The organism is Silvibacterium bohemicum (assembly GCF_001006305.1).
GTDB classification, from domain to species: Bacteria; Acidobacteriota; Terriglobia; order Terriglobales; family Acidobacteriaceae; genus Silvibacterium; species Silvibacterium bohemicum.
The window spans coordinates 250,610-270,749 of sequence record NZ_LBHJ01000012.1 but is presented as its reverse complement, the minus strand read 5'-3'; the positions used below and the strand labels follow the sequence as shown (position 1 = coordinate 270,749).

The window sequence follows — 20,140 nt, the reverse complement described above, 5'->3', positions numbered from 1 at the left end:
GCGTTGGCATCCGCTTACAGGCTGCGTGAAAGAGTCAGCGCTGAACTCCAGGCCTCAAATGGCCGAAGAGATAGGGCTGAAGACTTTATTACTGACGAATTGCAGTATTTTTCTGTCTGGAGATCGAACCGTTATGAACAAGGCCCCCGCGTCGGAGCGACGAGTCGGAGAACTCTTAAGGGAACGCGCAGATTCTGCACTTTGGCCCGCTGAAATGTGCAAGCGGGTGCTCGAGTCCTCCCCGTGGCCGATGTTCGTCCTGGATTGCGAAAGCTGCAAAATCGTGGAAGTCAATGATTCCGCGATTAGAAAGTATGGCCACAGCCTCCAGGTTTTTCGAGAACGAGGCGTGGAGGAGCTGATTCCGGCCGAATATCAGGACGACCTGCGCGAGCTGCTGGCTCAGGGATTGGACGGCCCGCCCCGCGACTACACAGCCGAGCATTACCTCGCTGACGGCACACGAATCCCGGTAGAAATTACATCCTTCCCGGTGCCCTGGAACGGAAGGCCCGCGCGATTCTCCATGGTTCGCGATGGACAGGAGACGCCCCGCAGATCGACGCCTCCAATGTCGTCTTCGCGGTCGGATGTCCCGCAGATGACCGATGGCATCCCGCCGGTCGCCGGCACCGCCGCACACGATTTCAATAATCTTCTTACCGTCATCCTGGCCGTCGCCGAACAGATGCAGGAGGGCGAAGGCAATCCCGAACAGCAGGCGGAGCTGATCGCGAAGACCGTCCGCAATGCCCAGGACATGGCCCAGCAGAGATTGCTGCTCGGCTACCAGCAGCAGTCGCGGCGCGAACAGATCCAGCTCAATGCTGTCCTGAGCGAACAATCGGACATCCTGACTGCCGTGCTCGGCAAAGACATCGATCTGGAGATGGATTTCGACAACGATCTCTGGCCGGTCTTCGCCGACACGCTGCAATGGCGCGAAGTGCTCCTGAATCTGGCCATGAACGCACGCGATGCCATGCCCAACGGCGGAGCCTTTGTAGTCTCGACCCGGCGCGCGCTGCTGGCCGCCGATGACGCCGAGCTCGGCCTGCCTCATGGGCGCTACGTTCATCTCGTTATTCGCGATACCGGCATCGGCATGTCCCCGGAGACGCGTCTGCACGCCTTCGAGCCCTACTTCTCGACGAAATCGCGCGCCAAGAACAGCGGCCTGGGCCTGGCCTCCGTCTACGGCGTGATACGCCAAAGCGGTGGCGGCGTTCGCCTCACCAGCTCTCCCGGCGAAGGCGCCCGCTTCGACATCTTTATCCCCGCGCAGGACGGCGCCTGGTCCGAGGCCGAAAGCGGCCTCGTTCTCCTCGTAGAAGACGCCGACGAGCTGCGCAAGCTCATCCAGGACTTCCTCACCGGCCGCGGCTACGAAGTCATCTCCTGCGGCAGCGCGGAAGCTGCCATGCAGTGGGCCCGCTCTCTCGCCCGTCGCCTGGACCTGATTATTTCGGACATCATCCTTCCCGATGTAACCGGAGACATCCTGGTCGAGCAGGTGAGGCTGCGCCATCCCGCCGCCAAAGTAGTGCTGATGTCCGGCCAGGAGCAGACCCTGATCCACGGTCCCGCAACGGAATACGCCGTGTGCCTGCAGAAGCCCTTCAGCCTCCATCAGCTCGCAAAAACCATTTCGCAGCTGCTGAAGACGTCTCCCGGCCGCCCGATCCTGGGCAAAATTTAAAGCAATTACCTCCACAGAACAAGGGCAGGCACCGTCACTTTGTCGCTGCTCGCTTCGGGAGTTTCCAGTAGTCGCGCTTTTCGATTGCCGCCTCGACAGGAATTAGCAAATCCTCGTAACTAAAGTCGTAGACGTGTTGATCGACTCCCATCACCATCTGGTGCCATATGTTTCCATTTTGGGCACTTCGATTACTGTGACTAAATGCGAAAAGATCAGCCAGCTGTAGACCGGGAGTCTTTCGCATATTGCCCTTGGTAATCGAGCAATCGTTGAGCATAGGGTATTCTTTAAGCGCTTTAGGATTTCGCTTCCAGTCACACACATACCCGCGATAAGGCTCTAAGTCATCGAAGATCAAATGGTATTCACGAGCGCCTATTACCTTACTCCCCCATTCGACACATCTGAAAAACACTTCCCGTATAAGTATGTCGTAGGCGTCTACGGGCACTTGCGGATTATCGTTGCGTGCTTTGTTGTAGTCGTCTAAGGGTATCGTGGCACTGAATATGTAAAGGCCATGGCGGAAAGAATCGCGATTTCCTCCGCGCCGGGAATGTTCGTGAGCTACCGAAGCGAAGTCCTCCATAAGATCGGTTTGGTTCTTGTGCTCGGTGGCGTGGAAAAATGCCATGTGGTATTTGGGAAAAAGCGCAGTCCAATCTCGCTCAAATTTCTGCCATTGTTTCGGAGTGCCACAGGCTGCCGTAAGAGTCACGTGGCTGTACTGTGTGCTGTCGGCTTGGTTCCCTTCGTCAAAGTAGCAATGAAGATCAAGAGCCATAATTAAATGCTCCTCATTTAGTGATTGCGAAGAGTTTGAGAACCCTTAGCCATGAACACATATTCTCAAAACTCTTACTTCTCATCAGGAGATAATTGCCAATTTAAAGTTTGCCGGGCATGGCTTTCGGTTGACAGCATCCAACCGAAGCGATAGGTTTCTTACAGATGCAGATTCACCTTCATCATCGTCAGCACCATCATCATCACGTGACGAGCGTGTCGGCGGATCTGTTCGGCTTGAGTTAGCAGCCAGAATCACAGAATCCTGAAAAAGCCCGCCGGCGCGCAAAGCCCCGGCGGGCTTTTTGCGTTCAGGCCACAACCGAACAGGAAGATGAGGATATGACGGATACAACGATCGATTTCGCGAAGATGGATGGGCTGGTCCCGGGCATCGTGCAGGACGCCCGATCCGGGCAGGTGCTGATGGTGGGCTTTCTCAATGACGTCAGCTACCGGAAGACTCTGGAGACCGGCTTCGTGACCTTCTGGAGCCGCACCCGCCAGAAGCTCTGGATGAAAGGCGAGACCAGTGGCAATCGCCTGCGCGTCGTAGACGCCTCCACCGATTGCGACAACGACACGCTGCTCTTCCGCGTGGAGGTGGAAGGCGATGGACTGGTCTGCCACGAAGGCACGGTAAGTTGCTTCACCCGGTCCATCTCTCTGCCCGTCGCGGCGACCTCCGCCTCTCAGGAGGCACGGTAATGGCCAACAAGCTACGGCTGGGGATTCCCAAAGGCAGCCTGCAAGACGCGACCATCGCTCTCTTCGAACGCGCCGGCTGGCGGATTTACGCGAACGGCCGGTCCTACTTCCCGACCATCGACGACGCCGAGATCGAGTGCATGCTCATCCGCGCGCAGGAGATGTCGCGCTACGTCGAGAAAGGCGTCCTCGACGCCGGCCTGACCGGCATCGATTGGGTCGTTGAAAGCGGCCTCGACGTTGAGAGCGTAACCAGCCTCGTCTACTCCAAGCAGAGCCGGCAGAAGGTGCGCTGGGTGCTCGCCGTGCCCGAAGACTCGCCGTATCAGAAGGCCGAAGACCTGGCCGGCAAGGTGATCGCCACCGAGCTGGTCGAGGTTTCGAAGCGCTACTTCGCCGCCAAGAATGTCGACGTCAAGGTCGAGTTCAGCTGGGGCGCAACCGAAGTGAAGCCGCCCACTCTCGCCGACGCCATCGTCGAAGTCACCGAAACCGGCAGTTCGCTGCGCGCCAATCGCCTGCGCATCATCGATACGGTGATGGAAAGCGAAACCCGCCTCATCGCCAACCGCTCCGCCTACGCGGATACATGGAAGAAACACAAGATCGACAGCCTGGCGCTGATGCTGAATGCCGCAATCTCCGCGCAGGGACAGGTCGGCCTGATCCTGAATGTAGAGAAGGTGAACCTGCCCGCAGTGCTGAGCGTGCTGCCCGCACTGAACTCCCCCACCGTCTCCGAGCTGAGCGACCGCAACTGGGTAGCGCTCAACACCATCCTCGAAGAAGGAGTAGTCCGCGAGGTAATCCCCAGGCTCAAAGCAGCCAAAGCCACAGGGATCGTCGAATATCCGCTCAACAAGGTGGTGCTGTAGAGGAAGCGCGGTGCTGCAGAGGGATGTGGCTGTGGGGATTTGCTGCTGCACAACGATGTGCGCAGGAGAGGGACGTGGGGCTAGAGAGAGGATGTGGTGCTGCTGACATCCCGCGACACAACAACTTTGTCATCCCGACCGGAGCGTAGCGAAGTGGAGGGACCTGCAGTTTTTCACGACGCTCAGTGCAGGCTTTAGCCGGTCCACAAAGAAGCGATTTTGAAGGGGACGGGCTTCAGCCCGTCCGTTAGACTCCCGCGAAAAAGGGGCTTTAGTCCCGGAGGGAAAGACTCGAACAATGAAATTGCTCTCCACCAAAACAAAACTCGCCAGGCAGCGCATCGACGAGCTCATCGCCCGCCGCAGCACCACCTACGAACGAGCGCTGCCCACAGCGAAGCGCATCGTCGACAGCGTGCGCAAAGGCGGAGACCGCGCTCTCCGCCGCTACGCTGCCCAGCTTGACGGATATTCGCAACAGACACCGTTACGAATATCCGAAGCCGAGATTCAGGCAGCCTGGCAGGCCGCTTCCTCCGAACTAAAAAAGGCCCTGGCAACCGCGGAGAAAAACATCCGCAGCTTTGCCCAGCGGCAGCGCCCGAAGGAGTGGGACTTTGCGCCCGCTCCCGGAGTGAAAACCGGACAGCGCATTCGCCCCCTCGGCGCCGTCGGCTGTTACGTGCCCAGCGGACGCTATCCGCTGCCATCCACGCTGCTGATGACCGTGATCCCCGCGCAGGTAGCTGGCGTGGATCGCATCGTCGTGGTCTCGCCCAGGCCCGCGCCCGAAACCCTCGCGGCAGCCGCCATGCTCGGCGTCACCGAGATGTATCGGCTGGGCGGCGCGCAGGCCATCGCGGCCTTGGCCTACGGTACGGAAACGGTTGCGCGAGTCGACAAGATCGTCGGCCCCGGCAACGCCTTCGTCACCGCGGCCAAGAAGCTCGTAGCCTTCGACTGCGCCATCGATATGCTGGCCGGACCAACCGAAATCGTCGTCACCAGCGAGAGCGGCGAAGCAGCGGAGATTGCCGCCGACCTGGTCGCGCAGGCTGAGCACGATCCCGACGCGTTGGCCATCCTGGTAACGACGCAAACTGAACTCGCGCGAGCGGTCATCGCCGAAGTAAAGCAGCGCGTGCGATCCAACAAGATTGCTCGCGAAGCCATCGCCCCCAACGGAGTCGCCATCGTCGCCCAATCAACCGAAGAAGCACAAACCATCACCAATGCGCTGGCCCCGGAGCACCTGACCGTCGACTCCGCGGAAGATCTCGCATGGATAACGAATGCAGGCTCGGTCTTCGTTGGACGCTACTCGGCGCAGCCCCTGGGCGATTATGTCTCCGGCCCCAATCACACCCTGCCCACCAGCGGACTGGCGCGCGTGCGCGGCGGCCTGAGCGTGATGGACTTTTTGAAAATTGTCACCGTGCAGGAATACTCAGTCGAAGGATTGCAGCGTCTCGGCCCCGCAGCCATCGCGCTGGCCGAAGCCGAAGGATTGCTCGGCCATGCCGAAGCAATTCGTGTGCGCTCCACATTAAGGAGAAACAATGCCTGAGCTCACAACGAACAGGCTGGCCCCTCAGCCTCGCGAACTGATTCAGCGCATGAAGGAGTATCACCCGCCTCTGGGCGATCGCAGCGGCGTGCGCCTCGACTTCAACGAGAATACTTTCGCCTGCTCGCCGAAGGTTCTCGAGGCTCTCGGACAGGTCTCGCGTGCGCAGCTCACCATGTATCCGGAGCGCGAGCACGTAGAGGCCATCGCCGCGCAGCATCTGGAACTCAAACCCACGCAGGCGCTGCTCACCAATGGAGTCGACGAGGCCATTCACGTCCTCTGCCAGACCTACCTCGGCGCAGGCGACGAGATGCTGCTCCCCGTCCCCACTTATTCCATGTACGCCGTCTATGCCTCAGGCACCGAAGCGAAGCTCATCGAGGTCCGCGCGGAAGAGGATTTCCGCTTTCCGCTCAACGCGTTATTGGCCAGCATCACTCCGGCCACGAAGATCATTGCCATCGCCAATCCCAACAGCCCCACCGGCCAGGCGGTTCGACGCGACGAGATATTGAAGATCGTCGCAGCCGCGCCACACGCTATGATCCTAATCGACGAGGCTTATTTCCACTTTTACGGCGAGACGGTAATGGATCTCGTCGGGCGCGTACCAAATGTAATCGTGGCGCGCACATTTTCAAAGGTCTATGGCCTCGCCGGGCTACGTCTCGGCCTACTCGCTGCCGACGAAACGGCGATGAAGTGGCTGCGCCGCGTGATCTCGCCCTACAGCGTGAACTCGCTCGCTCTCGCCTGCCTGCCGGCGGCCCTCGAAGATCGCGCCTATCTGGATTGGTATGTGGGCGAAGTGCGAGCTGCGCGCGAGGAATTCACCGCCGCGCTCGCACGGCTTGGCGTAAAGTATTGGCCCTCCGAAGCGAATTTCGTTTTGACAAAGATCGGGGCTAAGCATGCCGCTTTCTCTGCCGCGATGCGAGCGCGAGGCGTGCTGGTGCGAGATAGATCGAGCGATCCGGGCTGCGACGGATGTGTGCGCATCACCATCGGCACGCGCGAACACACAGCCGCGGGCATGAAGGCAATGGAAGCAGCGCTGCGGGAGATTGGTTGGACAGGAGACGAGGCTTGATGGCAACGAAGACGGCGACGAAAACAGGAAAAAAACGCGTAGGCGTGATTGACCGCAAGACAGCGGAGACGGAGATTCATCTCAAGCTCACCATAGAAGGCTCAGGCCGATACAAGGTCTCGACCGGCATCCGCTTCTTCGATCACATGCTCGAGCTCTTCACGCGGCATGGCGCCTTCGATCTCGAGCTGACCTGCAAAGGCGACCTCGATGTCGATCAGCACCACACCGTCGAAGATGTGGGCATCGCACTCGGCGAGGCCGTCGATCAGGCGCTCGGCGATAAGCGCGGCATCCTGCGCGCCGGATACTTCCTGATGACCATGGACGAGACACTTGGCCTCGCCGCCATCGATCTCAGCGGACGCGTGGCCTCCGTGGTAACGACAAAAGTAAAAACGCGATTAGTCGGCGATCTGCAATCCGAGCTGGTCGACGATTTCTTCGAGGGCTTCGCGCGCGGCGCGAGAGCCAACGTGCACTTGAAGACCATGTACGGGCGCTCGAACCATCACAAGGTTGAGGCGCTCTTCAAAGCCTTCGCGCGCGCCCTCCGCGTGGCCTGCTCGCGCGACAAGCAACTCGGCCAGATGCTGCCTTCGACGAAAGGATTGCTGTGATTACGGTCATAGACTACAAGGCCGGCAACCTGACCTCCGTGGTGAAGGCGCTGCGCGCGGTGAGCGCCCACGTCACCGTGACCGAAGATCCGGAAGTGGTGCGCCACGCCGAAAAAATCGTGCTGCCTGGGGTTGGCCATTTCGCCGCGACGGAATTTCTGGAGACGCGCGGAATCAAAGCAGCAATCGTCGAAAGAATCGCTGCGGGCGTGCCGTTTCTCGGCGTCTGCGTGGGTCTGCAGTGGCTCTTCTCCGGCAGCACCGAGGCTCCTGGCATGCCCGGATTGGGAACCTTCGATGCGGTATGCGAGCGATTCGCCGAAGGCCGGAAGATTCCCCATGTCGGCTGGAATTCTCTCAGCGTGCGCGGCGATTCGCGCCTGCTGGCGGCCGTTCCGGATGGAAGCTTTCTCTATTTCACCCACTCATACCGCGCCCCTGTGACAAATGGCACCGTAGCAGTTACAGAATACGGCGGCCCGTTCACGGCAGCCGCCGAAAAGGGAAACGTGATGGGCGTGCAGTTCCATCCCGAGAAGTCCGGCGTCACCGGCCTGCGCATCCTGCGCAATTTTGTGGAGCTGCCATGCTAACCAAGCGCATCATCGCCTGCCTGGACGTGAAGGACGGCCGCGTCGTTAAAGGCGTGCAATTCATCGATCTCGTCGACGCGGGTGACCCTGCGGAGCTGGCTGCGCGGCACGCTCTCTCCGGCGCAGATGAAATCGTTCTGCTCGACATCACCGCCACGCACGAAGAGCGCGGCACCCTCATCGACACCGTGAAGCGCACCGCCCGAAGGCTATTTGTGCCCTTCACCGTCGGCGGCGGCATTCGCACCCTCGACGATGCGACAGCGGTCTTCGATGCGGGCGCGGACAAGGTGAGCGTGAACTCCGCCGCCCTGCGCAGGCCGGAGCTGATCGACGAGATCGGCTCGCGCTTCGGCGCACAGGCAGTGATTGTCGCCATCGATGGCAGGCGCAGCGGCGAAGGCGCCGAGGTCTTCATTGAAGGCGGACGCAAGGCTACCGGCCGCGCCGTCGTCGAATGGGCGCGCGAGGCCGAGCAGCGCGGCGCGGGAGAGATTCTACTCACCTCCATGGATGCGGACGGCACACGCGCCGGCTTCGATTGCGAACTCACCGCGCAGGTCAGCGAAGCTGTGTGCATCCCCGTCATCGCCTCGGGCGGCGCGGGCAACGCGGCACACTTCTCCGATGTGTTTCTGCGCGGCAAAGCCGATGCGGCGCTGGCTGCAAGCATCTTTCACTTCGGCATCGCCGACGCGCGCGTGCTCAAAGAAGAGATTGCGCGCGCCGGGGTAGCGATGAGGCTGCCATGCTGATTCCTTCGATTGACCTGATGGGGGGACGCATCGTGCAGCTGGTGCGCGGCGAAAAGCTGAAGCTGGCCTTCGACGATTTCGAATACTGGATCGAGCGTTTCTCGTCGTATCCCATGGTTCAGCTCATCGATCTCGATGCGGCCATGCGACAGGGCAATAACGCCGCGCTCATCGAGAGGATCGCACGCCGCCTTCCCTGCCAGGTGGGCGGCGGCATTCGCGACGCAGCGCGCGCGCAGGCCCTGCTCAGCGCGGGAGCGCGGCGCGTCATTGTCGGCTCTGTTCTCTTCGATTCTGATGGCGTAAACACAGCGGCCGCGTCTGCCTTCACAGACGCCATCGGAAGCGAGCAGTTCATCGCCAGCATCGATACCAAAGGCGGCCGCATCGCCGTAAAGGGCTGGAAAGAGCAGGTCGAGCTCACTCCCGAACAGGCCATTCGCGATCTCGAGCCCTTCTGCAGCGGCTTTCTTTACACTCACGTCGATACCGAGGGCACCATGCAGGGATTCCCCCTCGAACGCGCTAAAGTCTTGCGCGCCCTCACGCAGCGGCAGTTGATTGTTGCGGGCGGCATCCGCGAACAGGCGGAGATCGATGCGCTCGATGCCATGGGAGTCGATGCAGTTGCCGGAATGGCCGTCTACACCGGCCTGTTGGCTACTTGAGCTTGCGGAAAGTAGCCGGCTTCGCCTCGCGAGCGCGCTGAGCGAATCCAATGACGAAAAACACGCCCGTGATCAGCCCAGGCAGCCATGCCTGGTGGGCGTGTCCGCGTGCAGCGGTGATTAAAACATCGATCAGCCACAGGCATGCGATCAAAAACCAGATGGTCGAGCGGCGCATTTCTTCGCAGAATAGCATCGTATTGGTGCAGATGAGCTAAGCTGGTGGGTCCGCCTGGGCCAAGCGGACGCATTCACGAAATCGAGATGCGACCATGACGACAAAAAAGAGTTCGATACAGCTTGCGAAGCGCCTGGATGAAGTCGGCTTCTCCGACATTGTGCAGATACGGAATAAGGTTCTGGAACTGCGCGCCAGCGGGCAGACCGTCCACGCCTTTCACGGCGGGGAGCCATTCTTCGATACGCCGGAGACGGTGAAATACGCAATGATGAAGGCGCTCGTCGAAAACAAAACTCGCTACGCGCCATCCTCCGGAATCGAGCCGCTGCGCGAGGCGATCGCCAAAAAGCTGCAGATGAAAAATCACATCGACGCCAAGACGGACGACGTCATCGTCACTGCCGGCGGCGCTCATGCGCTCTTCGTCGCCTTCCAGGCCCTGCTCAACCCCGGTGACGACGTGCTGTTGTTTTCTCCCTACTGGACGCCGATCCGCGACATGATCACCGGCGCAGAGGCTCGCGCGCTTCTGGTCCCTACGGGGCCGGCGCGACGCAACGGCCTCACCAAAACCCTGGAAGAGTTTTCCACTCCGCACACCAAGGCCATCTACTACAACACACCGCAAAACCCGTCCGGCACCGTCTTCACGCGATCCGAGGCCGAAGAGGTCGCGGCCTTCGCGAAGAAGCGCGATCTCGTCGTCATCGCCGACGAAGCCTACGAAGACCTGGTCTATGACGGCGACCACGTCTCCATCGCCTCGCTTCCCGGAATGGCCGAGCGCACCATCTCGACCTACACTTTTTCGAAGACCTACGGCATGACGGGCTGGCGCATCGGCTATGCCGTCGCCAGGGAACCTTTCATGTCCGGCCTGCGTAAGCTTGTCTTGTATTCGGTAAACGGCGTGTCGACATTGACGCAATGGGCCGCGCTTGAAGCACTGTCCATCCCGCAAAGCGCCATCGATGCGCGGCGCGACGAGTACCGCATGCGGCGGGACATCCTCGTGGAAGGACTGAATGACGCCGGGCTGAAATGTGAAATACCGGCAGGCGCGTTTTATGCCTTTCCTGAAGTTACAAATCTAAACAAGGACAGCCGGAAGGTTGCGTCGATGCTGCTGGATAAAGCGCATGTGGCAACCATTCCCGGCGTGGTCTTCGGCGCGCAGGGCGAGGGTCATGTGCGTTTTGGATACGCGATGCCCAAGGAAGCGATTGTGACCGGATTGAGTGCGGTGAAAGCCTATTTGAAGTCGCAGCCGAAAGGCGGCCGCTGATTTACATTTTTCTGACGTTTTCTTCACGCACCGGGCCAGGGAGAGAAAGATTCGCGTCTAAATTAGGTCTCCTGCGTCCAATCTTGTGTTCTCCTAGCCATATACGTGCAGCGAAAATCAGTCGAAGAGAATCTTTAATCACATGAATTTCTATTTTCTTTCTTCCCGGATGGCCGCAGCGATCGTTTGCCTGCCTCTAGCTTTAGGCATCGCGCAGGCGCAGGACACTTCCGCGACCGTGCAGACCGCTGCGCTCACGGCAGATGCAATCGGCGCTAATCATCTTCCCGATGCGCCGGACTCCGCCCAGCAACAGGCCCCCGCTCCCACCGCGCAAACCACTACCGACACCAGCCTCGAGGGCAAGCAGACTAAGCGGATCCTGGGCATCGTGCCGAACTTTCGTTCCGTGTCGGTCAACGCCAAACTGAAACCCATGTCCGTGAAAGAGAAGTTTATCGGGGCAACGGAAGACAGCTTCGATTACTCCTCCTTCATCTTTGTCGGACTGCTGGCCGGCGAAGCCCAGGCTGAAGATTCCTACCCCGCGTTTCATCAGGGCGCAGCCGGATACGCGCGCTACTACTGGCATACCTTTGCCGACCAGACAGACGAGAACTACATGGTCGAATTCATCTTGCCGACCGCGTTTCATCAGGATCCCCGTTATTACACGCTGGGCAGCGGCGGCTTTTTCAAGCGCGTCGTCTACTCCTTCTCGCGTGTCGCAATCACGCGGCAGGACGATGGGAAGGAGATGTTCAACTTCTCCGAAGCCATCGGCGCAGGCGCGGCCGCAGGCATCTCCAGCCTCTATTACCCGGGTGTCTATCGTGACTGGACGAAGGTGGGACAACGCTGGGGAACCAGCGTGGCGCTGGATGGCGCAACCTTCGTCTTCAAAGAATTCTGGCCCGACATCAATAACAAATTCTTCCACCAGAAAGACTAGCTTCGTTTCTGTTCGAAACCGCTTCCCCAACTGAAGAAAGCGGCCAATTGATGAAACCCAAAAATCTGTTCTTCGGAGGGAGCGTGAGGCTTCAGCCTCACGAATAGGCCGATAGAATTCAGCGGGCTTTAGCCCCGGACCTTCCGCTTCCTCACACGAGGAAGCGGTTTTCTTTTGCAATTAAGATCATGAAAAGCAGATTGAAGGAGCAAGGCAGGATGCTGAAGGTCGGAGTGCCGTCGTGGATCGATGAACACCTTTTTGCGAAATTTCCATCGGGCGTCTCGATCCAACGCATGGAATCGAACCTCACGCGCGACCTCGAGGTGGAGTTCCTGGTCGCGTATCCATCGGTAAAGGGATTCCAGCAGGCCCTCCCGCATCTTCACGGCTTGCGCGTCGTGCAGGCCATGACCGCCGGCGTGGACTGGTTGAAGAAGCTGGTTCCCGAGGGCCTCGTCCTCTGCGACGGCCAAGGGATGCACAACATTCCGACTGCGGAATGGACGATCACCGCAATCCTGAGCTCGCTGAAGTTTTTCCCCTTCTATCGCGACCTTCAACACACGGGAGAGTGGCAGCGGCTGAGAGAAGCCGACACGACCTATCGCCAGCTCCATCGCAACGAACAGCTCACCACGTTCAAGGTCTTGCAGGAAGAGCTCTACGGCAAGCGTGTGATGATCGTGGGCTACGGGTCGATCGGCAAGTCGATCGAGGAGCGCCTGCTCGCATTCGGCGTTGACATCGTTCGCGTCGCACGCAGTGCGCGCGACGGTGTGGAAGCCATCGAGCGTCTTCCTGAACTACTGCCGCAGGTGGATGTAGTAGTGCTGATCGTCCCGCTCACCGAAGAGACGACGGGCATGATCGGCGCCAGGGAGCTGGCGCTGATGAAACAAGGCGCACTTCTCGTCAATGCCGCGCGCGGGCCGGTGGTGCAGACCGATGCGCTTGTCGAAGCTCTGCAGAGTGGGCGTATCCGCGCCGCGTTCGATGTGACCGACCCCGAGCCATTGCCTCAGGATCATCCGCTCTGGTCGGCTCCCAATCTGCTCCTCACGCCGCACATCGCCGGCTCTACCCCGCGCTCGATGGAGCGCGCCATAACCTTCGCCGCGGAACAGGCAGGACGCTACCAGCGCGGCGAACCCCTGCAGAACGTAGTCACCGGCAACTATTAAAGTTGCTCGTATCTTTTGACATCTTCAGGCTCACTCACAAAAAATTGTCATCCCGAGCGGAGCGTAGCGAAGTCGAGGGACCTGCAGTTTGCCTGTGCAATCACCAATCTTTGCGGTTACAGCCTACATTTTGAATTCAAAAAGAAGTATGTGAACAGAGCCAAGCCGTCTTCTAGATGACTCGCATCAAGAACGGTTTCGTATCACGGCACGGCTTCAGCCCCGGAGTATAACCTCTGCTGGCAGTCATAAATCATCTACCAGACCAGCTCTAATCTCCCGAGTTCAGTGATTGTTTACATAAATTGTCATCGTCATGCATTGCGTGAACGGCTCCTGGTCAGGAAGCGGTCTAACGTTGCCAAACTTACGCCACCGGCATTACTCTTCCGCCATGCGACCCCTTCGGTATTCCATCAACGTCACATTGGACGGGTGCTGCGATCATCGGGCAATGATCGCGGACGAAGACTTGCATCGTAACGCAGTCGAGAACATCAACCGGGCCGATGCCCTCCTCTTTGGCCGGGTGACTTACGAAATGATGGAGGCGGCGTGGCGGCCGGCGGCACAGACGGGAGTGAGGCCCGACTGGATGGTCGAGTGGGGGCTTCCCTTCGCCCGGACGATCCACGCGGCAAAGAAGTACGTCGTATCGAGCACCCTGGACCGGGTCGATTGGAACGCGGAGCTCGTGCGCGGAGATCTGGAGAAGGCCGTTCACCAGCTCAAGCAGGAGCCAGGTAAGGAACTGTTCGTGGGAGGCGTGAAGCTCGCGCAGGCGTTGGCGGAGCTGGGATTGATCGATTTGTACGAGTTGGTCGTGCACCCCAGGCTAGCCGGACACGGGCCGACGTTGTTCGCGGGGCTATCGAAGCATATCGACCTGAGGCTCGTGGACCGGGTGGAGTTCACCTCCGGGGCAGTGGCGATGCGGTATGAGCTGAAAAGATAGCTCTTGGATTTGTTACCCGGGCCGGCCTACTCCTCAGAATTCGCGGCCGGCACAACATGGCTGGGCACCACCGAAGTCAGCTCGGGCGCCGCGTCTACGGGATAGAGAAAGCGCAGCGGTGATTTCACCGCCTGCCCCAGCACATACTTCAGAATTGAAAGCCGCTCGCTCCGCTGCACGTTGTAGGCGCGCAGCGCCACCACCGAGGCGATCGAGAAGCTCACACCCAGATTCAAGACGAATGTGATGCCGATCCCCGCGACAGCCGAGTAAAGCCAATCATGTCCGAAGGCCGCAGTCCCGTAGCGCGCCGCCGCCAGGGCCAGCATGCCGGTGCTGAGCGTAACGTGGCGAACATCGAGCGGCAGGCCGAAGAAGCGGGCGATCTCCGGTGTGAAGCCGAGCAGGAAGCCCAGCACGATGCTGGTGCTCCAGCTGGCGATGTTGTTCTCGAACCATGCTGCGCCGCGCTGCATGCGGCGAATGCCCACACGCTGGCCCACGGGATGCGCGGCAATCGCAGCCGGCAGCCGGTGATAGACAGCGAAGTTTTCGCACCATCCTCCGATCAGCGCGGCCAGCCACAGGATCACGCCGGTCAGCGCCGCATCGATTGCCGTCGCCGAGCTGAAAGGGTGCAGAGTCTCATAGACGTGCCGCGCGGTCTGGTCGGGAAGATAGTGCGCGCTGAACATCTTCTGCCACAGATGCTCGAAGGCGATGGCTCCGGCGCAAACCGCGAAGACATTCCCGATAGCGGCGGCCAGCTGCGTGCGGCTGATGGATGCGGCGAAGTCCGCGATCTTGCTGCGCCGCGAGGCTCCCCGATTCTGTCGAATAATACCGGCGAAGGTTGCCGCCGTCATCGACGGCTGCTTGGTGGCCAGCGCCAGCCCAAAGATCTGCAGCAGCAGAAAGCTGATCGCGTAGTCGATCCCGATTAGAAAGCCTTCCACAAACGGCGGCCAGTGGCTTTCCACCACGCGCAGCTTGAGTGCAGCGGTAAAGACCGTGAGCAACCCTCCGCCAATCGCCGCGAGCCACATCTGGCGATATTCGCGCAGCGAGTGGGCGATATAGTGTTCGCCGCCGTGGCCGGTGCGCTCCACCGTTTTGCGCGCCAGCAGGTTCAGGTTCTGCCGCACCAGCGCCGAAATCCGTGTGTCTTCGAGCAAGCCGGTCACCAGCGTGTTGAGCAGCTGGCGCGCGGCAAACGACGGCTTCGGCGCGGCCTCGTCACCCTGCCGCAGCTCCGGCGCATGATCGACCAGCGTGGCAGCCAGCATCTCCATGCGGTCCAGCGCCGCCTCCATGCTGGTTACGTCGAACATCAGTCCGGTACTGACGCCCGAATCCTCCATGTGCAGGCGCACCTGGTTCAGCTCGTTGCGGCAGGCGCGAATCGACTCCTCCCAGTGATGGAAGTGCGCGCGCTGCTGCTCCGAATTCTCCGAGCGCACAAAGGTGTCGGTGGCGAAGACCAGGCGATAGAAAGGCGGCTGATCCAGATTTTGCGTGCTGCGCTGGCGAATAGCCGGTGTCGCTCCGCGTCCCGCGATGCGCGACGCCAGCAGGCACAGGGACTGATGGATGTTCTCGCGCACCCTCGGCATCGCATCGAGGCCCAGCGAGGGCCACAGCAGCCTGCCCAGGCGCGTAAAGACAAAGCCATCGATGGAGCGGAAGCGCTCCACAGCCTGCGGCGAAGAGAATACCGCCGCAAACAGCCGCGCCGTATCGACATTCTCGCGCGCCGTAGGCAGCAGCCGCTGGAAGATGCGCTGCGTGGTCTCGTGCCAGAGCGCATGCTGCGCGGGAATTCCGGAGTCGGCCAGGAAAGAGATCGAATCCAGCTGCAGCACCACCTCCCGCAGAGATTTCTGGAAGCGGCCGCGCAGGTCGGAATCATGCTCCAGCAGCCTGATCCATCGGATCAGTCCCGCAGTGAAGGCGCGCTCCGTCGGCAGCGTCCAGATCGACGTGAAAAGCACGATGAGGCGGCGGGTCTGGGCGGCCAGGTTATTCGCAGCGCAGAAAGATTCCGTGCGCTTGCGCAGCTCCGACTCCGGACGAGCGAAGACCGGAGTTTGGCGGCGAAACCGGAGTTTGCGAAATGGCTTAAACGTCGGCATTCGGCCAGGAACGGGGCTCCAGAGGTTGAAATGCGTTCTCGACGATATTGTCCGCCACTCCAGGACAACTGTGACAACTGTTAAGCGCCGCAAGGATGAATTTCGGCCGAACCCCGGCGCCAGTCCCCCCGAGCCGCCAGATTACGCACACAAACTTGTCATCCCGACCGAAGCGGAGGGAAGTAGAGGGACCGGCAGTTCTCAACCACTGGCGCTCCAGCCGCCAACGCTTTTCAAACCTGTGCAGACGCCCCCCGCACCCGCCCAGACAGTCTCGTATCGGGGCATGGCTTCATGCCATGCCATAAAACGCCCCACTTTCGGGAGGCGTCAGCCTCTGACGCAGCCGCACCCCCATAACGTTTGCGTTAAAAGATGACTGAAGCGTATCAATCAGATGCAAACTCGGGGCCCGAAGGAGGCGCATCGCCTCGGTTCCACCGCTACCGGATGCTAAACTTGGAATTCCGGCCTGAGTTTCAGCCCCATTTCACCTCGTCGAGATCTCCCTTGCCTGAAGCTAAAAAGAAAGCAGCCTCCGTGAGTTACGCCGATGCCGGCGTCGATATCTCGAGCGGCGATCGCGCCAAGCAGCGAATCAAATACCTCGCCCAGCGCACCTTTTCCAAAAATGTCCTGAGCGAGATCGGCGGCTTCGGCGGCCTGTTCAAGCTGGACACCGCCAAATACAAGCAGCCGATTCTGGTCTCGAGCGCCGATGGCGTCGGCACCAAGCTCAAGCTGGCCTTCGAGCTGGGCATTCACCACACCGTGGGCGCCGACCTGGTCAACCACTGCGTCAACGACATCGGAGTGCAGGGCGCGACGCCGCTTTTTTTCCTCGATTACCTGGCCACCGGCCGCCTCGATGGCGAAGTAACGGAGAAGATCGTCAGCGGGCTCGCCGATGCCTGCCGCGCGAATAGCTGCGCGCTGATCGGCGGCGAAACCGCCCAGATGCCCGGCTTTTATCAGGATGGCGAGTACGACCTGGCGGGCTTCATCGTAGGCGTGGTGGATCGCGACAAGCTGATCACCGGAGCCGGCATCAAACCGGGCGACGTGCTCATCGGGCTGCCCTCCACCGGCCTGCACACCAACGGCTACTCCCTGGCGCGGAAGCTCTTCTTCGAAATCGCCGGCTATAAGCCCGAGCTGTACATCAACGCGCTCAAGGATAAGGCAGGCGCGGCGCTGATGAAGACCCATCGCAGCTACCTGAGCGTGATCCAGAAACTCACCGCCGGCGAGCTGGTCGAGGGCATGGCTCACATCACCGGCGGCGGCATCACCGAGAACCTGCCCCGCATCCTGCCCAAGGGCCTCGCCGCAGTCGTCGACATCGGCTCCTGGCCGGTGCTCCCCATCTTCGAGCACCTGCGCGAGCTCGGCAACGTAGAGCAGGAAGAGATGCTGCGCACCTTCAACATGGGCATCGGCCTCATCGCCGTTGTCAAGCCGGAGAAGTTCAAACGAGTAACCGGACTGCTCGATCGCGCCAGCGAAAAATTCCACGTCATCGGCCGAATCGTAAAAGGCGACCGCAAGGTGATTTACGGCTGAGTAGCGGGCAGCTGAAGTTCGGTCAGCTAAAAAGCGGTTAGCTAAAGGCCGGTCAGCGATAAAGCGGCTAGCAACAGCCAAACCGGGTGCCCCACATCTCGCGTTTGAGATGTGGGAATTTTCCAATCGGGTACTGCGCAGCTAGTGTTCAGTCACAAAACGGCCGGCAACTTAGAGAGAAGAAATCCTCGATCTTAAGGCCGGATGGAGCAGGGACCACCGGCCGCCAACCGTTTCATAGCGAACCGCTTCTTTAGCGAACCGCGTCACCGCCGACCGCTTCTTAGCTGCCCACCCTGCTACCCTGAAAACGATGAGCTCCACAAGCAAACTCGGCATCCTTCTCTCCGGCCGCGGCTCCAACTTCCTCGCCATCGCCGACAGCATCGCGAACGACCAGTTGAAAGGCTGCGAGATCGCCGTAGTCATCTCCAACAAAGCCGACGCACCTGGCCTCGCCGCCGCACAGGAGCGCGGACTGAAAGCCGTCGCCATCGAAGCCAGGGGCCGCAAGCGAGCCGAGCACGATGAAGAGATCGTCGCCACGCTGCGCGCCCACGGCGTGGATTTGGTCTGCCTGGCAGGCTACATGCGCCTGCTCTCGCCCGAGTTCGTGCAGGCCTTCCCGCAGCGCATTCTGAACATCCATCCCTCGCTGCTGCCCGCCTTCCCCGGCCTCGACGCCCAGCAACAGGCCTTCGATTACGGAGTGCAGGTGGCCGGATGCACCGTCCACTTCGTCGACGAGCAGCTGGACCACGGAGTTATCGTGCTGCAGAAGACCGTCACGATCCTCGAAGGCGATGACGCGCACGCACTCTCCGAGCGCGTCCTCGAGCAGGAACACATCGCCTACAGCGAAGCCATCGCCCGCGTCGTCAGCGGCCAATACACAATCGAAGGCCGCAGATACATCAAGCGATAAACCGCGCGCCCCACATCTCGCTTTTGAGATGTGGGAAATCTCAAGGACCGGTAAAAAGTGCCGAAGGCGCAAAATGCCTGGACGGCCAGTCCCATCTCGCTTTTGAGATGTGGGAAATCTCGAGCACCGGTAAAGAAGTGCCGAAGGCGTAAGCCTGGACGGCCAGTCCTCACCGCACCTCCAGCTCACCCTCCAGTTCCTCTACTGACTCCGGCTCCGCCTCGATGACTCCTCCAGCTTTCGATCGCCACGCGTAAACCGCTCCGCCCACAACCCACACCGCAACGACGTACGGCCACAGGTTCGCCGGGAACGCCGGAACGGGATACAGGTTATTCCAGAGCGGCCACAAGAGAAGCGCCGCTCCCAGTCCGGCCAGTAGCATCCATCCGATCCTGCGTTCGCGAAACGCTTCGACACACTCGGCAACGGTCACGCCGAAGTACACCAGCACGATAGCCAATGTAGCCATCGTCGCCAAAGCCAAAGCATACGGAAGGGGACCTGTGCGTGTGATCAGCGCCCAAATGCAGGTTCCCGCCGCGCACAGCCCGGAAACCACCGCCACTGCCGTCCGCGGCGTGCCGTGTTTCGGGTCGAGAGCTGTAAACCATGGCCACCTGTTCCCCAGGCTCAGCGCACGCAGCATCCGCGCTGTTGCCGCCGCACCGCCCAGCGTACCCGCAGCGGTGCTCACCAGCAGGGCCACATCGATGCACAGGGAATAGCTGCGCGACATATACCGCACGGCAAGTACGCTCAGCGGAGACTCCGCGCTCGCCAGATCCGCCACATGGCCAAGCCCGTATCCCATCACCTCCGCATAAGTCACAAACACATAGAATGATCCGGAAAGAACGAGCGTCAATGTAAGCGCCAGCGGGATAGCGTACCGCGAGTTTTTTGTCTCCTGGCTGAGCGTTGCCGCGCCTTCGAAACCTCCGAAGGCCAATGCGGCGAAAACCATCGCATAGCCTATGCCTGCCCAGCCATGCGTCGCATCGGGATGAAACGGAACCCACGACAACCCGACGGAATACAGGATCTTCACCGCCAGCGCGACAATGATCGTCATCGAGAGACCCTCCATCGCCAGCATCACCCGCACCGCGGCCTTTGTGTCCCTCCATGCCATCCAGCCCGCTCCTGCAGTCACAAGCAGCGAGATCCACAGCCATAGATTTGTTCCGTGCACCCCAAGCTTCTCCAGCAGGATGGATCCGGAGATGCCCGAGAGAACCGAAATCCCCGCAGTCGCCGCCATGTAGGCAAAGAGCATCGTCCATCCCGCGGTAAATCCCCACTCCGCTCCAAAGGTATGCGCCAGGTAGGAATAAACGGAGCCGAAACTGCGCACGCGCCTCTCGAATGCCGCGAAACAAGCACCCACGATGAGCATCGCGATCATACCGATCAGGAACGCCAGGGGTGCGGCTGTCCCCGCCGCCTGCACCGCGAAAACCGTATTGAACGACATCGCAAGCGTTGGCGTCAGCATCGCTGTCGACAAGCTGATTGCTTCGATTAAGCCCAGATCTCGTTTCAACGGCACTTGTATCTCCATCTCGATCGTTTGCAGAGCAGGGGACGGCTCAG

18 protein-coding genes and 1 pseudogene are annotated in these 20,140 nt (G+C 60.3%); 15 read left to right on the top strand and 4 right to left on the bottom strand.

What is annotated here, in order from left to right; translation table 11 throughout:
* Nucleotides 1–58 precede the first annotated feature (58 nt).
* Nucleotides 59–1,699 carry an ATP-binding protein gene (locus XX99_RS17565; protein WP_082125673.1) on the top strand — a complete coding sequence of 547 codons (1,641 nt, stop codon included), beginning with the start codon at nucleotides 59–61 and terminating at the stop codon, nucleotides 1,697–1,699.
* 34 nt (nucleotides 1,700–1,733) lie between these two features.
* Here the strand turns inward: XX99_RS17565 and XX99_RS17560 are convergent, their stop codons facing one another.
* Nucleotides 1,734–2,486, bottom strand: coding sequence for a DUF3800 domain-containing protein (locus tag XX99_RS17560; RefSeq protein WP_050060698.1), 753 nt, complete (start codon nucleotides 2,484–2,486; stop codon nucleotides 1,734–1,736).
* 338 nt (nucleotides 2,487–2,824) lie between these two features.
* Here XX99_RS17560 and hisI point away from each other — a divergent pair.
* The 8 genes and pseudogenes from hisI to XX99_RS17520 form a co-directional block, all read left to right on the top strand.
* A pseudogene (gene hisI, locus XX99_RS17555) lies at nucleotides 2,825–3,196 on the top strand (phosphoribosyl-AMP cyclohydrolase); the annotation flags it as partial.
* Nucleotides 3,196–4,071: an ATP phosphoribosyltransferase gene (gene hisG, locus XX99_RS17550; protein WP_050060696.1), complete on the top strand. Its 876-nt coding sequence runs from the start codon at nucleotides 3,196–3,198 to the stop codon at nucleotides 4,069–4,071. The pseudogene hisI and the gene hisG, both read left to right, overlap by 1 nt.
* 298 nt (nucleotides 4,072–4,369) lie before the next feature.
* Complete coding sequence (gene hisD, locus XX99_RS17545) at nucleotides 4,370–5,638, top strand: histidinol dehydrogenase (protein ID WP_050060695.1); 1,269 nt, start codon at nucleotides 4,370–4,372, stop codon at nucleotides 5,636–5,638.
* Nucleotides 5,631–6,731, top strand: coding sequence for a histidinol-phosphate transaminase (gene hisC, locus XX99_RS17540; RefSeq protein WP_050060694.1), 1,101 nt, complete (start codon nucleotides 5,631–5,633; stop codon nucleotides 6,729–6,731). The genes hisD and hisC overlap by 8 nt, the downstream gene beginning before the upstream one ends.
* Nucleotides 6,731–7,351: an imidazoleglycerol-phosphate dehydratase HisB gene (gene hisB, locus XX99_RS17535; protein WP_050060693.1), complete on the top strand. Its 621-nt coding sequence runs from the start codon at nucleotides 6,731–6,733 to the stop codon at nucleotides 7,349–7,351. The genes hisC and hisB overlap by 1 nt, the downstream gene beginning before the upstream one ends.
* Nucleotides 7,348–7,944, top strand: a complete 597-nt coding sequence (gene hisH / locus XX99_RS17530) for an imidazole glycerol phosphate synthase subunit HisH (protein ID WP_050060692.1) — start codon at nucleotides 7,348–7,350, stop codon at nucleotides 7,942–7,944. Before hisB ends, hisH begins: the two co-directional genes overlap by 4 nt.
* The gene (gene hisF / locus XX99_RS17525) at nucleotides 7,938–8,699 is read left to right on the top strand and encodes an imidazole glycerol phosphate synthase subunit HisF (protein WP_050060691.1); all 762 of its coding nucleotides are present in this window, start codon (nucleotides 7,938–7,940) and stop codon (nucleotides 8,697–8,699) included. Before hisH ends, hisF begins: the two co-directional genes overlap by 7 nt.
* Nucleotides 8,693–9,367, top strand: a complete 675-nt coding sequence (locus XX99_RS17520; protein ID WP_050060690.1) for a 1-(5-phosphoribosyl)-5-[(5-phosphoribosylamino)methylideneamino]imidazole-4-carboxamide isomerase — start codon at nucleotides 8,693–8,695, stop codon at nucleotides 9,365–9,367. Before hisF ends, XX99_RS17520 begins: the two co-directional genes overlap by 7 nt.
* Here the strand turns inward: XX99_RS17520 and XX99_RS17515 are convergent.
* Nucleotides 9,360–9,545: a hypothetical protein gene (locus XX99_RS17515; RefSeq protein WP_050060689.1), complete on the bottom strand. Its 186-nt coding sequence runs from the start codon at nucleotides 9,543–9,545 to the stop codon at nucleotides 9,360–9,362. The genes XX99_RS17520 and XX99_RS17515 overlap by 8 nt on opposite strands.
* A 94-nt stretch (nucleotides 9,546–9,639) precedes the next feature.
* Between XX99_RS17515 and XX99_RS17510 the strand changes: the two genes are divergently transcribed.
* The 4 genes from XX99_RS17510 (at nucleotide 9,640) to XX99_RS17495 (ending at nucleotide 13,924) form a co-directional block, all read left to right on the top strand.
* A complete protein-coding gene (locus XX99_RS17510) occupies nucleotides 9,640–10,833 on the top strand; it encodes a pyridoxal phosphate-dependent aminotransferase (protein ID WP_050060688.1) in 1,194 nt (397 codons plus the stop codon).
* Between the two features lie 142 nt (nucleotides 10,834–10,975).
* The gene (locus XX99_RS17505; RefSeq protein WP_221302495.1) at nucleotides 10,976–11,785 is read left to right on the top strand and encodes a hypothetical protein; all 810 of its coding nucleotides are present in this window, start codon (nucleotides 10,976–10,978) and stop codon (nucleotides 11,783–11,785) included.
* A gap of 218 nt (nucleotides 11,786–12,003) precedes the next feature.
* On the top strand, nucleotides 12,004–12,969 hold the full coding sequence (locus XX99_RS17500) for a 2-hydroxyacid dehydrogenase (RefSeq protein ID WP_050060687.1): 966 nt from the start codon (nucleotides 12,004–12,006) through the stop codon (nucleotides 12,967–12,969).
* A gap of 316 nt (nucleotides 12,970–13,285) precedes the next feature.
* Complete coding sequence (locus XX99_RS17495; RefSeq protein ID WP_311732238.1) at nucleotides 13,286–13,924, top strand: dihydrofolate reductase family protein; 639 nt, start codon at nucleotides 13,286–13,288, stop codon at nucleotides 13,922–13,924.
* Nucleotides 13,925–13,950: 26 nt separating this feature from the next.
* Here XX99_RS17495 and XX99_RS17490 read toward each other — a convergent pair whose 3' ends face one another.
* Nucleotides 13,951–16,056, bottom strand: a complete 2,106-nt coding sequence (locus XX99_RS17490) for a hypothetical protein (protein WP_050060685.1) — start codon at nucleotides 16,054–16,056, stop codon at nucleotides 13,951–13,953.
* Between the two features lie 450 nt (nucleotides 16,057–16,506).
* Here XX99_RS17490 and purM point away from each other — a divergent pair, with 450 nt between their 5' ends.
* Entirely contained in the window at nucleotides 16,507–17,619 is a 1,113-nt protein-coding gene (purM, locus tag XX99_RS17485) for a phosphoribosylformylglycinamidine cyclo-ligase (protein ID WP_082125672.1), read from the top strand.
* 313 nt (nucleotides 17,620–17,932) lie between these two features.
* Nucleotides 17,933–18,544: a phosphoribosylglycinamide formyltransferase gene (gene purN / locus XX99_RS17480; protein ID WP_050060683.1), complete on the top strand. Its 612-nt coding sequence runs from the start codon at nucleotides 17,933–17,935 to the stop codon at nucleotides 18,542–18,544.
* Nucleotides 18,545–18,713: 169 nt separating this feature from the next.
* Here the strand turns inward: purN and XX99_RS17475 are convergent, their stop codons facing one another.
* Nucleotides 18,714–20,096 carry an APC family permease gene (locus tag XX99_RS17475; RefSeq protein ID WP_184085030.1) on the bottom strand — a complete coding sequence of 461 codons (1,383 nt, stop codon included), beginning with the start codon at nucleotides 20,094–20,096 and terminating at the stop codon, nucleotides 18,714–18,716.
* Between the last annotated feature and the right edge of the window lie 44 nt (nucleotides 20,097–20,140).